At 65.3% G+C, this 13,243-nt stretch carries 11 protein-coding genes; 7 read left to right on the forward strand and 4 right to left on the reverse strand.

What is annotated here, in order from left to right; all coding sequences use genetic code 11:
- Window positions 1-128: 128 nt before the first annotated feature.
- Window positions 129-1,760, forward strand: a complete 1,632-nt coding sequence (locus ACW2Q0_RS07025; RefSeq protein WP_457187360.1) for an ABC-F family ATP-binding cassette domain-containing protein — start codon at window positions 129-131, stop codon at window positions 1,758-1,760.
- Between the two features lie 153 nt (window positions 1,761-1,913).
- Entirely contained in the window at window positions 1,914-2,147 is a 234-nt protein-coding gene (locus tag ACW2Q0_RS07030; protein ID WP_063043281.1) for a helix-turn-helix domain-containing protein, read from the forward strand.
- Between the two features lie 80 nt (window positions 2,148-2,227).
- On the opposite strand, the gene ACW2Q0_RS07035 is transcribed toward ACW2Q0_RS07030, so the two are convergent.
- Both ACW2Q0_RS07035 and ACW2Q0_RS07040 read right to left on the reverse strand, forming a co-directional pair.
- Window positions 2,228-3,190: a hypothetical protein gene (locus ACW2Q0_RS07035; RefSeq protein WP_457187362.1), complete on the reverse strand. Its 963-nt coding sequence runs from the start codon at window positions 3,188-3,190 to the stop codon at window positions 2,228-2,230.
- Window positions 3,191-3,202: 12 nt separating this feature from the next.
- A complete protein-coding gene (locus tag ACW2Q0_RS07040; protein WP_457187364.1) occupies window positions 3,203-3,661 on the reverse strand; it encodes a hypothetical protein in 459 nt (152 codons plus the stop codon).
- Window positions 3,662-3,989: 328 nt separating this feature from the next.
- Here ACW2Q0_RS07040 and ACW2Q0_RS07045 point away from each other — a divergent pair, with 328 nt between their 5' ends.
- Both ACW2Q0_RS07045 and ACW2Q0_RS07050 read left to right on the forward strand, forming a co-directional pair.
- On the forward strand, window positions 3,990-4,499 hold the full coding sequence (locus tag ACW2Q0_RS07045) for a MarR family winged helix-turn-helix transcriptional regulator (RefSeq protein WP_457187366.1): 510 nt from the start codon (window positions 3,990-3,992) through the stop codon (window positions 4,497-4,499).
- A 35-nt stretch (window positions 4,500-4,534) separates the two neighbouring features.
- Window positions 4,535-5,341, forward strand: a complete 807-nt coding sequence (locus ACW2Q0_RS07050; protein WP_457187368.1) for a hypothetical protein — start codon at window positions 4,535-4,537, stop codon at window positions 5,339-5,341.
- A 484-nt stretch (window positions 5,342-5,825) separates the two neighbouring features.
- On the opposite strand, the gene ACW2Q0_RS07055 is transcribed toward ACW2Q0_RS07050, so the two are convergent.
- Together ACW2Q0_RS07055 and ACW2Q0_RS07060 are read right to left on the reverse strand one after the other, a co-directional pair.
- The gene (locus ACW2Q0_RS07055; protein WP_457187370.1) at window positions 5,826-6,392 is read right to left on the reverse strand and encodes a TetR/AcrR family transcriptional regulator; all 567 of its coding nucleotides are present in this window, start codon (window positions 6,390-6,392) and stop codon (window positions 5,826-5,828) included.
- Window positions 6,393-6,488: 96 nt separating this feature from the next.
- Window positions 6,489-9,305, reverse strand: a complete 2,817-nt coding sequence (locus tag ACW2Q0_RS07060; RefSeq protein ID WP_457187372.1) for an aconitate hydratase — start codon at window positions 9,303-9,305, stop codon at window positions 6,489-6,491.
- Window positions 9,306-9,639: 334 nt separating this feature from the next.
- Here ACW2Q0_RS07060 and ACW2Q0_RS07065 point away from each other — a divergent pair, with 334 nt between their 5' ends.
- The 3 genes from ACW2Q0_RS07065 (at window position 9,640) to ACW2Q0_RS07075 (ending at window position 13,224) form a co-directional block, all read left to right on the forward strand.
- A complete protein-coding gene (locus ACW2Q0_RS07065) occupies window positions 9,640-10,215 on the forward strand; it encodes an Rv1476 family membrane protein (protein ID WP_457187374.1) in 576 nt (191 codons plus the stop codon).
- A gap of 265 nt (window positions 10,216-10,480) precedes the next feature.
- Window positions 10,481-11,899 carry an NlpC/P60 family protein gene (locus ACW2Q0_RS07070; RefSeq protein ID WP_457187376.1) on the forward strand — a complete coding sequence of 473 codons (1,419 nt, stop codon included), beginning with the start codon at window positions 10,481-10,483 and terminating at the stop codon, window positions 11,897-11,899.
- Window positions 11,900-12,024: 125 nt separating this feature from the next.
- Window positions 12,025-13,224 carry an AAA family ATPase gene (locus tag ACW2Q0_RS07075; RefSeq protein WP_457187378.1) on the forward strand — a complete coding sequence of 400 codons (1,200 nt, stop codon included), beginning with the start codon at window positions 12,025-12,027 and terminating at the stop codon, window positions 13,222-13,224.
- The last annotated feature ends 19 nt before the right edge of the window (window positions 13,225-13,243 follow it).

Raw genomic sequence — 13,243 nt, forward strand, 5'->3', positions numbered from 1 at the left:
GGTCACACCTGGATCGTGGGGTGTCGGGAGCACTTCTGAAGCCGGGTAAAATCGGTGGTTCTTGTGCGTGTTCGCGTCGCACAATCGAGCAGCAACCGATCAGCACCACGTACCCGTAGGAGAAGCCTGTGATCACCGCGACCGACCTGGAGGTCCGGGCCGGCGTCCGCACCCTGCTGTCGGCCCCCGGGCCAGCGCTGCGAGTGCAGGCCGGCGACCGGATCGGACTGGTCGGACGCAATGGCGCGGGCAAGACCACCACGCTGCGCATTCTGGCGGGGGAAGGTGAGCCCTACGCCGGAAAGATTCTGCGCTCCAGCGACATCGGTTATCTCCCGCAGGACCCGCGGGAGGGCGATCTGGACGTGCTCGCCCGCGACCGCGTGCTCTCCGCCCGTGGCCTGGACACCCTGCTGCGCGATATGGAGAAGCAGCAGGCGCTGATGGCCGAGGTGGTCGATGATGCCGAACGCGAGAAGGCGGTGCGCAAATACGGTCGGCTGGAGGAGCGCTTCTCGGCGCTCGGCGGCTATGTGGCCGAGAGCGAAGCGGCGCGCATCTGCAATAGCCTCGGCCTGCCCGACCGGGTCCTCGGCCAGGCGCTGCGCACGCTGTCCGGTGGTCAACGCCGACGAATCGAGTTGGCCCGCATCCTGTTCGCCGCCTCCGACGGCAGCGGCGGACGCTCGGACACCATCCTGCTGCTCGACGAGCCGACCAACCATCTCGACGCCGACTCCATCACCTGGCTGCGCGGGTTCCTGCAGAACCACGACGGCGGCCTGATCGTGATCAGCCACGATGTCGAACTGCTCGGCGATGTGGTGAACAAGGTGTGGTTCCTGGACGCGGTGCGCGGTGAGGCCGACGTCTACAACATGGGCTGGCAGAAATACCTGGACGCGCGCGCCACCGACGAGCAGCGCCGCCGCCGCGAACGCGCCAATGCCGAGAAGAAGGCCGGCGCACTGCGCGCCCAGGCCGCCAAACTCGGCGCCAAGGCCACGAAAGCCACTGCGGCGCAGAATATGGCCAAGCGCGCGGACCGCTTGATGGCCGAGCTGGACGAGGTGCGGGTGGCCGACAAGGTCGCGCGCATCAAATTCCCCGAACCCGCCGCCTGCGGTAAGACGCCGCTGATGGCGGAGAACCTGACCAAGGTCTACGGCTCGCTGGAGATCTTCACCGGCGTCGATCTGGCCATCGACCGTGGCAGCCGCGTCGTCGTGCTCGGCCTCAACGGCGCCGGTAAGACCACGCTGCTGCGCCTGCTCGCCGGGGTGGAGACACCGACGGCGGGCGGTCTGGTGCCCGGTCACGGGCTCAAGATCGGCTATTTCGCACAGGAGCACGACACCCTCGACGATCAGGCCACGGTGTGGGAGAACATTCGCCACGCGGCACCCGATGCGGGGGAGCAGGAGCTGCGGGGTCTGCTCGGTGCGTTCATGTTCTCCGGACCACAGCTGGAGCAGCCCGCAGGTACCCTCTCCGGCGGCGAGAAGACCCGTCTCGCGCTGGCCGGGCTGGTCTCCTCGGCGGCCAATGTGCTGCTGCTGGACGAGCCGACCAATAACTTGGACCCGATCTCGCGTGAACAGGTCCTCGACGCGCTACGCACCTATGCGGGTGCGGTCGTCCTGGTCACCCACGACCCGGGCGCGGCCGAGGCGCTGTCCCCGGAACGGGTGATCCTGTTGCCGGACGGCCAGGAAGACCACTGGTCGGCGGAGTATTTGGAACTGATTCAGCTGGCCTGATCCGGGCCCATTCGGCCGGAGTTCCGTTGCGGGCGGTGGGTTTTCACTTCGCCGCGATCGGGCCGCCGGTGATATTCATCACAAACACCCGTTGATCACAGCTTCCTGAGTGTCTAGCCTGGAAAGACGCGGCTCGGCGACTCGGAGGAAGCCATGAGCGACAGGCCCACACAAGTCAAGGCCACACTGGGTAAGGGCACACGCGTCACGGGGAAATCACGAGACCGTTTGCAAACCCAGCTGAAGAAGCAGTACGAGGCAGGTGCCAGCATTCGATCGCTGGCCCGGTCCACCGGCCGCTCCTATGGCTTCATCCACAACGTGCTGGTGGAGTCGCACGTGCAACTCCGCAGTCGCGGCGGTGCGAACCGCCGCAAGAGCCAGTAGCGTTCAGCCAAAAGGGTTGGCTCAGCCGAATCCCGGTGTCGGCGAATGGATTGCGCCGACACCGAGCGGGATCGAGCGCGCTAGAAGCCAGGCACCGCGCCGTCGCCGTTGACCAGCAGGTTGGCGAGGCTGCGGAACATCGGCAGGCCGGTCTTGATCTCCAGATACGCGAACTGGCCCTGTGGGTTGACCTCGAGGAAGTAGTACTCGCCGTCGAGGCCGAGGCGCAGATCAAGCACGCCGAAGCTCAGGCCGAGAGCGCCCATCAGCGTGGCGAGCGACTTGCTGACCGAGGCGGGCAGATGCTCGGGTGCGAAGTCGACGGTGGTGTCCAGCCGGGAATCGACCCGGCCGACCCCGGACTGCGAGTCGACGCGCACCGCCCATTCGATACCGTCCATCCACACCACCCGCAGATCGCACTGCGCCTCGACGTAGTCCTGGAAGGTGGTCGGAGCCGAACGGATGCCCGCGAGGCGGCCGAAGTCGGCCTTGGTAATTATTCGGGTCTCGGCGAATTCGGCGCGTCCGGTGCCGGTTCGCTTGTAAACCACCGAGCCCGAACGTGATTCGACAAAGCTGCGCGCCTCGTCCGGATCGTTGGTGATCAGTGTTTCCGGAATCACGAAACCGGCCCGGCGTGCGGTCTCCAACTGCACGATCTTACGGCTCGCGGTGCGATCGGCGCCGGGATCGTTGACCCAGTACGCCGGTATCGACCACAGCAGTCCCTGGATGAAACCGTCGCATTCGGCTTGGCGGTAGGCATCATCCGAGGCGCGCACACCGGCCGGAACCTGCGTGGGATGCGGTCTGCGCCACCAGACCGAGCGGACATCGTCGAGTCCGATCACATGGGACAGCGATCGCGCGGTGCCGCGCCGATCGAGCCGGAAACTTCCGGATTCGCGTGGGAAGTCGCGCAGGTCGAGCTGAATCGGGCTGAGCCCGTGGTGTTCTCGCAACGTCGCCGCCATTGCGGTGCCGTGCAGATCATCGGATTCGGAGACGATGAGGACCGAACCTGTCCGGCGCGCCGCCATGCGCAGTTCCGTTCAGTCGAGACTGTCGCAGTTTATGCCGTCGTCGCTTGTCGCGAGCGATTTGGTCTGGCAGTAGGTGAAGGTCGCTCCGCTGGCGCCCGGGCAATCGGCAAGCTGCAGGCCGTCGGCCCAGGATGCGGTGAGTTGTTGCAGCGCTTCATCTCCCAGTGCCGCCGAGGGTTCCTCGGCCAGTGTCATCGGGCGGTCGACGAGATCGATGCGAAGGCGGCGAGTGAAGTCCGCGGTGGCGCCGGGACGGATATCCATCAGTACCGGACGGCCATCGCGTTCGGCCCTCACACCGTCGGTCCAGTCGAGGACCCGCAGCACATCGTCGCGACGGAAGGTCCACGTTCCTTCGGTCACTCTGACCGTGAAATCGCGTTCCGACTCGGCCACCAGCAATCCCTGCAACGCGGGGACGCGGTCACCCGCCGGTCCGGTGCCGGGGAGGTGGATTGCGTCGGTCATAGTGAGCTCTCCGATCTGCTCGCAATTTGCCAGGACCCCCGAGCGGGAACTGGATCATATCGCGCAAGGGGGCTCGCACGGTTCGGATCGGGAGATTTCACCACCGCTGGCAAACCGGATTTCGGCTCGGGATGCGCTTGCGCCAAAAGATTTTCGGTGCGGCCCTGAACAAATAATCGCAATTATTCAGCTATCTTTATGTGAGTTCGAGTCGGCCGGGACTTCGTCAACGCCGGTTCGCGTTGCGCTCGGCCCACCATTCGGGCGAATCGATTCGATGGTTGATAATTCGGTAACGAACTATATACCGGCGAATAGAATCGTGTCCATGGGTGAGATCGAACGGGATCCGGTGGATGTCATCGTCGAGCAATGGCGCCTGGAGCGACCGGACCTCGAGTTGGAGGCGATGGGGGTGATCGGACGAATGGGTCGACTGCTCATGGTCGCGCAGCGCAATATCGAGGCGGTCTTCAATGCGCACGGACTACAGCGCGGAGAGTTCGATGTGCTTGCCGCACTGCGTCGTTCGGGCACGCCGTTCGAATTGAACCCGTCGGTGCTCGCCGACACGTTGATGCTGTCGCGCGCCGGGATGACCGGACGGCTCGACCGTCTGGAGTCGGCGGGGATGGTTCGCCGCATCGCGGATGCGCAGGATCGCCGCGCCATCCGGGTCGCGCTCACCGAGGCGGGCCGCACGCTGATCGATGAGGTCGTCACGGCGCATACCGAGAACGAAACGCGGATGCTGTCGGTGCTCTCGGCGCAGGACCGCCGCGACCTGGACCGGATTGCCCGGATACTGCTCGGCAGCCTCGAGGGCGGGAGGAAATGAGGTAGCTCGCTACTCGTGTGCCGGTACGGTCGACGGTGCACCCTGAGGTGATGATCGACATCATCACCCTCCGCGGCACGGGTGAACCGCGGAATACCAATGGGACGCCCGCCGGCATGCTGCGCGATGTCACGAAATTGCTCGATACCGACCGCTTCACCGCCTTCGAGCCGGATTGGCCCGCCTCGGTCGGGCCGAGCCCGGATCTGTGGGGCCCTTCGCTGGATACCTCGATCCGGCTCGGTGTCGCTGCGGGGGTAAAGGCGATTCAGGACTCGCCGAATGTCTGCGGGCTGTTGAGTTATTCACTCGGAAGTATCTGCGCGAGTGAGATCCTGGAGGGAGTGTGGTCGGGTAAGTACAAGAACACCGACGGCTCGCCCCTGGAGATCGCCTTTGCCGTCAATATCGCCAACCCGCTGCGCAGACGCGGGGAGTCGGTCGGCAATCTCTGTCCGGCAACGACTTACGGCCTCCACGGCGAACACGGCGCCTGGCCCGCACTCGATGTGAAGGAGTACGCGAATCCGGGCGATATCATCACCGCGTCACCGGGCGACTCGCCGCTGCGGGTCATCGACATCGGCATCTCGCCGTTCTCATTCGTCGAGGGCGCCCGCATCGGCAATGTGGCCCCGCTGATCTTCGCCGAATTGCTGCGTTTCCTGATGAACGATCCGATCACCAATCTCGACCGCTATGCGACCGCGGTCAACGGTGTTATCGGCTATTTGACGCCGTGGCCGGATGGCCAGCACGTCCTCTACTCCGGACACGATATGCCCGGCACGAATGTTCTGTGGACGACCCATGCCGCCAACTATCTGAATGCCAACTATTGATCCGCCGGGGTGGTTTCGTACCTGAAGTCCGGGATTCCGGACGGGTGCGCTTATTTCGGTAGCTACCTGCATCGCCGGGCGGAGTAGCGTGCGTCACAGTCCCTAATTCGCGGGAAATATGCGGCGTACTCGGGTGGTCGCGTCGTAGAGTCTGAATTCGCTGATGCGTCATCGGGTTTCGATCGAGGGGGTCATGGAGGCGTCCGTGACTTCCACCGACGGCGTGAGGCGACAGGTCGTTCCCTTCGTCGGCCTGTACCCGCGCCGTCGGCCAGCGAGGGCGCGGTCTCGGATAGTCGGCGCCGCCGGGGACGGGTCCACCATCATCCCCACTCTCCCCGGCGGCGTCGTACTCGGGCTGAGCGGCTCAATCACCCCGTGCGGCAGCGGAAATGGGCTGTCATTCGAATATTTGGCGACGTGGTCGTCGACTGTGCTCGTAACGCGCGCCGTTCCGGCCACCTGATCGCCGCGCTCCAGTGGTTCACTCCTTGCGGCGGACCGAGGCTTCTACGAGATCCAGTACGGCGGAGAGGTTCTCGTTGGTGTGGCCGGAGGCTATGCGGGCGATGAGGCCGTCGAGGACCAAGTCGAGGTAGCCGAGGATGACGTCGGTGGGGACGTCCTCGCGGAGGGCGCCTGCGGCCTTGCGGCGTTCCAGGCGGGCCAGGGTGGCGGCGGTCAGTTCGGCCGAGCGCTGGGTCCAGCCGGCGCGGAATTCCGGATCGGTCCGCAGGCGACGCGCGATCTCCAAGCGGGTTCCGAGCCAATTGAATTGCTCCGGGTGGGCGAGCATGTCGCGCATGACCTGTACCAGACCCTGGTTGGCCGCGACATCGGCCATGCGGTCGGCATCTTCTTGGGCTAGCGCGAGGAACAGGGCGTCCTTGTCCCGGAAGTGGTGGAAGATCGCGCCGCGAGACAGGCCGATGGCCTCTTCCAGACGGCGCACGGTAGCCCCCTCGTACCCGTATTCGGCGAAACAGGCCCGCGCCCCGTCCAGAATCTGACTACGCCGGGCGGCGAGGTGATCATCACTGACTTTGGGCATTTCGGCGGGCTCCTCCGAGCGAAGCGGGCAATGCGATGTGAAGAGGTCCGCGCACCGCCGGTGATGCGGTGCGCGGACCTACTACAGCATGGTCGTTCAGGCGCGAATCATGTTGCGCAGCACGTACTGCAGGATGCCACCGTTGCGGTAGTAGTCGGCCTCACCGGGGGTGTCGATCCGGACGACCGCGTCGAATCTGACGACATCACCGTTGTCCTTGGTGGCGGTGACCTTCAGAGTCTTCGGAGTCACACCCTCGTTCAGCTTGGTGATGCCCTCGATATCGAAGGTCTCGGTGCCGTCCAGCTTCAGCGACGCGGCCGACTCACCGGCCGGGAACTGCAGCGGAATGACGCCCATACCGATGAGGTTCGAGCGGTGGATGCGCTCGAAGGACTCGGTGATCACGGCCTTCACACCCAGCAGCGAGGTGCCCTTGGCGGCCCAGTCACGCGAGGAGCCCGAACCGTACTCCTTACCACCGAGCACGACCAGCGGGATGCCCGCGGTCTGGTAGTTCTGCGAGGCGTCGTAGATGAACGCTTGCGGGCCACCGTCCTGGGTGAAGTCGCGGGTGTAGCCGCCCGACACATCGTCGAGCAGTTGGTTGCGCAGCCGGATATTGGCGAAGGTGCCACGGATCATCACCTCGTGGTTACCGCGACGCGAGCCGTAGGAGTTGTAATCCTTACGCTCGACACCGTTGGCCTCCAGGTACTGCGCGGCCGGGGTGCCCGGCTTGATATTGCCCGCGGGGGAGATGTGGTCGGTGGTGACCGAATCGCCCAGCAGCGCGAGCACGCGCGCGCCCTTGATATCGGAGACCGGCTCCGGCGTCTGCGGCATGCCCTCGAAGTACGGAGGCTTGCGGACATAGGTCGATTCCTCGGCCCACTCGAAAGTCTTGCCCTCCGGGGTCGGCAGCGAACGCCAGCGCTCATCGCCCTTGAAGACGTCCTTGTAGTCCTCGAGAAACATATCGCGGGAGATGACCCGGTCGATGGTGTCCTGGATTTCCTGCGGCGAGGGCCAGATGTCCTTCAGGAACACCTCGTTGCCGTCGGTGTCCTTGCCGAGCGCATCGTTATCGAAGTCGAAGTCCATCGTGCCAGCGAGCGCGTAGGCGATGACCAGCGGCGGCGAGGCCAGGTAGTTCATCTTCACGTCGGGGGAGATGCGGCCCTCGAAGTTGCGGTTACCGGAAAGCACCGCGGTGACGGTCAGGTCGTTGTCGTTGACCGCCTTGGAGATCTCCTCCGGCAGCGGACCGGTGTTACCGATGCAGGTGGCGCAACCGAACGCCACCAGGTTGAAGCCCAGCTTGTCCAGGTACGGCCAGAGGCCGGCCTTCTCGTAGTAGCCGTTGACTACCTGCGAGCCCGGCGCCATCGAGGTCTTCACCCACGGCTTGCGGGTCAGGCCCTTCTCCACGGCGTTGCGGGCCAGCAAGGCCGCGCCCAGCATGACCGACGGGTTGGAGGTGTTGGTGCAGGAGGTGATCGAGGCGACCACGACCGCGCCGTGATCCAGCACGAAGTCGCCGTACTCTTCGGTGGAGACCTTGACCGGCTTGGACGGGCGGCCCGCCGAGCCGTTCGCGGCGGACGGCAGCACGGCGTCGTCCTCGGCGAAGGAAAGCACCGCCGGATCGCTGGCCGGGAAGGACTCCTCGATGGCCTCGTCCAGGTGGGTGTGCGGGGTCGTGGCGGCCGGACCGGTTTCCGCGTCGTCGGTGTAGTTATGGATGTCCTTGCGGAAGGCGGTCTTGCTCTCCGACAACAAGATTCGGTCCTGCGGACGCTTCGGACCCGCGATGGACGGCACCACGGTGCTCAGGTCCAACTCCAGGTACTCCGAGTAGGCGGGCTCGTTGTCGGCATTGTGCCAGAGGCCCTGTTCCTTCGCGTAGGCCTCGACCAGCGCGACCTGCTCGTCGGTGCGGCCGGTCAGCCTCAGGTAATCGACGGTTACCTCGTCGATCGGGAAGATCGCTGCGGTGGAACCGAATTCGGGGCTCATATTGCCCAGAGTGGCGCGGTTGGCCAGCGGCACCTCGGAGACGCCCTTGCCGTAGAACTCGACGAACTTGCCGACGACACCGTGCTTGCGCAGCATATCGGTGACGGTGAGCACCACGTCGGTGGCCGTCACGCCCGGCTTGATCTCACCGGTCAGCTTGAAGCCGACAACGCGCGGGATGAGCATCGAGACCGGCTGGCCCAGCATGGCCGCCTCGGCCTCGATACCACCGACGCCCCAACCCAGTACGCCGAGGCCGTTGACCATGGTGGTGTGCGAGTCGGTGCCGACGCAGGTGTCCGGGTAGGCCTGGCCGTTGCGGACCATGACCACGCGGGCCAGGTGCTCGATGTTGACCTGGTGCACGATGCCGGTGCTCGGCGGGACGACCTTGAAATCGTCGAAAGCCGTTTGACCCCAACGCAGGAACTGGTAGCGCTCACCGTTGCGCTGGTATTCGATGTCGACGTTGCGCTCGAAGGCGTCCGCACGGCCGAATACGTCGATGATGACGGAGTGGTCGATGACCATCTCGGCGGGGGCGAGCGGGTTGACCTTGTCCGGGTCGCCGCCGAGGGTGGCGACGGCCTCACGCATGGTGGCCAGGTCGACGATGCAGGGCACACCGGTGAAGTCCTGCATGATCACGCGGGCCGGGGTGAACTGGATCTCGGTGTTCGGCTGAGCCGACGGATCCCAGCTCGCGATGGCGCGGACATGATCGGCGGTGATGTTGGCGCCGTCCTCGGTACGGAGCAGATTCTCCGCGAGGACCTTCAGTGCGTAGGGGAGTTTCTCGGTGCCGGGCACGGCCGAGAGGCGGAAGATCTCGTAGGAGTTGCTTCCGACCTCGAGGGTGCCCTTGGCGCCGAAAGTATCGATACTTGTCGTCACGTCAGCTCCACTCGTCTGTGAGGGTGGCCGCGGGCGGGGCTGTGCCTGCGGCTGGTTTTTTCGAGCGATCTGCAAGCAGTCGCTGCGGCTACGTCTTTGGAGGGGCCCAGCACTGCAACATACTGGCTCCTCGCGCCATCGAGCCTAACAGTACGCTTGTCCTGTGAAACGCGCGGGTGCCGTTGGCCGCGCCGTCCGAAGGTGTTCCGACACTCCGTCGCGTACTGTGCATTCGAGTTGTTCGGGGTGATCGGTGGGCCTGTACCGGTTCATCCCGCAGTGTTGGATGCCCGTCGCCTCGCGTACCGATGCGGCTCGACAGACCGGATGGAAGATGACCGTCTCGCACACCTCGGTGTTCACGCCCATGCGCGCCGAACTCCCCCCTGGTATCGACGACAAGACGTTGACCCAGATCAAGGAGGATGTGGTCGACAATCATGTGGCCACGCCGAAGGGTAAGGATCAGGACGCACTCGAGACGATTGTCGCCGATGCTCGAGCCCACGGCATCGAGCTCAGCATCGTGGTGATTCCCGGTAATCCAGGCCACGACTCCAATCTACGTGACCTGGCCACCGAGATCGGTAAGACCGAGCACGGAACCGTAGTGGTGCTCAGCGACGACTGGGTCGGCACCTATAGCGATTCGATCAGCCGGGTGAAGTTGGAGCGGGCCGAGGACCTTTCCAAGAGTACGCAGGGGCAATCGGCGCAGGCGGCGCAGCTTTTCGTCGATCAACTGGAGCGTCCGGAGACGTTCTCTTGGACCGCGATCACCAGTGTGTTGCTGGTCGGCACGGCGGTCGTGGTCGGTGGACTCTATTGGATCAAGTCGCGTCAGGCTGCCGGGGAGCCGGTGTCGATAGGGGTTTCGGATCGCGGCGACGACCGAGATCTCACCTTGTAGCGAGTATCCGCTCACCTACTTTTCCTGGCGGCCGGTTTGTTTTCACCCGCCGAATCCTCGCATATATCCGGCTATTTCCGGGCAACGCGAAAATTACGCGGCTGTAGTTCCGTTGCTGGAGTTTTTTTAGTGAATGATGTGGCGTACGGTTCGAATGATAACTGCTGGGGAAAGAGTGTTCAGAGAGCTATCTGTGCACCAGTGAGCGGGATGGTTCGCACGGGGCTCGTGAGGTTAAGCCTGATCGGGTCCTTTGGGAGGTGCGATGCGCAACAACGGCGTTGCCGGCTCTCGGCGTCCGCTGTGGGTCGCTCTGGGGTTGCTGGTCACTGCCACCGTGCTCATCACGGCCGGACCGGCTGCGGCGGTGCCGCCCGCCCCGCCCAATCCGAGCGATAGCCAGATCGCTGATGCCGGAGCGCAAGTCGACGCCGGAGTGAGCGAGGTCGGGGCACTCATCAACCAGGTCGCCGCGACGGATCAGAAGCTGCAGGAACTCGACGCCGCCGTCGCGCAGAAGCGCGAAGAGGTCAACAAGGCCCTGGTCGATCTACAGGACGCGCGCGATGCCGCCGACGCGGCCGCCGCGGCGGTGGTGCAGACCCAGCACGAACTGAGCGAGGCCGGAAACCAAGTCGGCCAGGCCAGGCGCAACTTCGACCAGTTCGCCGTGCAGGCCTATACCCGGCCCGCCGCGACCTCGATGGTCACCTATCTATCTTCGGCCACCCCCGATGTCGCTCTGAACCGAGCCCAGGTGTTCACGCTGGTATCGAAGAATCAGCAGTCGGTGCTCGACTCGCTGCGTCGCGCGCAGATCGCGCAGGGCAATAAGAATGCCAGTGCGCGCCAAGCGAAATCGGCCGCCGACGCGGCCGCCGCGGTGGCCGAACAGAAGAAGACCGAGGCCGAAAACGCCGTCACCGCGGTGCAGGCCGAACAGAATCAGCAGTCGGCACTGCGAGAGGGCCTACTGCGCGAGCGTTCGGTGGCGCAGGGCCGCCTCGATCAGGCCCGCGCGAATGTGGCCGGACTGCAAGGACAACGCGAGGCCTATTTGGCTTGGGACGAACAACGCAAGGCCGAGGAGGCCGCCATCCGCGCCGCCGCGGCGGCCGCCGCCGCGCGGGCGGCCCAGGACCAGGCCGCCAAGGACCGCGCGGCGCAGGCGGGCGCGGGCAAACGACCGCATGTCCAGCTGGACGATTCGGCGCCGCCGCGCCAGACCAGGCCGCGTGCCACCGGGCCGTCCATCGGCGGCTCCGATGCGATCGAAACCGTGGTCGATCGGGCCATGTCGCAGCTGGGTGTCGTCTACGCCTGGGGCGGTGGTGACGAGGACGGGCCGACCCTCGGCATCCGTGACGGCGGTGTCGCCGACAGCTTCGGCGATTACAACAAGGTCGGCTTCGACTGCTCGGGTCTGATGGTCTATGCCTTCGCCGGTATCGGTGTCTCGCTGCCGCACTACAGCGGCTATCAATACAACGCGGGCACCAGAGTGCCCGTTGCCGAGCGCAGCCGCGGCGACATGCTGTTCTGGGGGCCGAACGGCAGCGAACATGTTGCGCTCTACCTCGGAAACGGCAAGATGGTCGAGGCGCCGCAATCCGGTGAGGTGGTACGGGTGTCTCCGGTGCGCGAGGGCGGCATCATGCCGTACGCGGTGCGGATCGCCTCGTAACCCCTAGGCTGGGCCGCACGCCGCGAACCTGTTGATTTGCCATGATCTCGGGTCCGGTTGCGGCATATGCGGCCATTACCTGGAATAGTTGTGGCAGCACGCACAGGACCAAAGCGAAAGCGGGGATGTTGGTGACTTCGACGGACGGTGTGAGCGGGGCAGGTTCGGCTAAATCGGCCGTGGCTCCCGTACCCAGCACCCTGGAGCGTGACGTCCAGACCCTGGAGAAGGCGATCTACGAGGTCAAGCGCGTTATCGTGGGCCAGGATCGGCTCGTCGAACGGCTGCTCGTCGGGGTGCTCGCACGCGGCCACGTTCTACTCGAAGGCGTGCCGGGTATCGCCAAAACCCTTGCGGTGGAGACCTTCGCGAAGGTGGTCGGCGGTTCGTTCGCTCGCGTCCAGTTCACCCCCGATCTGGTGCCCACCGACCTGATCGGTACCCGTATCTACCGCCAGGGCCGCGAGGAATTCGATACCGAACTCGGCCCGGTCGTGGCGAACTTCGTCCTCGCCGACGAGATCAACCGCGCGCCGGCCAAAGTGCAGTCCGCGCTGCTCGAGGTGATGGCCGAGCGGCATGTGTCGATCGGCGGCAAGACCTACCCGATGCCCGATCCGTTCCTGGTCATGGCGACCCAGAACCCGATCGAGAGCGAGGGGGTGTACCCGCTGCCCGAGGCGCAGCGCGACCGCTTCCTGTTCAAGGTGGTCGTCGACTACCCGTCGGTGGAGGAAGAGCGCGAGATCATCTACCGGATGGGTGTCATGCCGCCGGAGGCGAAACCGATTCTCGAGCCGTCCGAGCTGATCCGCCTGCAGCAGGTGGCGGCGAATACGTTCGTGCACCACGCGCTGGTCGACTACGTGGTCCGGGTGATCGCCGCGACCCGCAAGCCCGGCGAGTTCGGTATGCAGGATGTAGCGAGCTGGATCGCCTACGGTGCCTCACCGCGCGCCAGCCTCGGCATCATCGCCGCGGCCCGCGCCGTCGCGCTGATCCGCGGCCGTGACTATGTGGTGCCACAGGATGTCGTGGAGGTGATTCCGGATGTGCTGCGCCACCGGCTGGTGCTGTCCTACGACGCGCTCGCCGATGAGATCACCCCTGACGATGTGATCAAGCGCGTGCTGCAGACGGTCGGTCTGCCGCAGGTCGCGCCGCAGGCGGTCGCTCCGGGTGGCGCACCCGCTCCGGCCGCGCCCGCCCTGGGACCGCACGGTGCGCAGCAGCCGATCCCGCAGCCGCCCGCTCCCCAGGACGCGGTGCCGCAGCCGCAGGTCGCGCAGATGTCTCCGGCCGTCGGCAATAACCAGCCGAAGTGACTTCGGCATCGGATCCGGT

This window comes from Nocardia citri, from assembly GCF_054065835.1.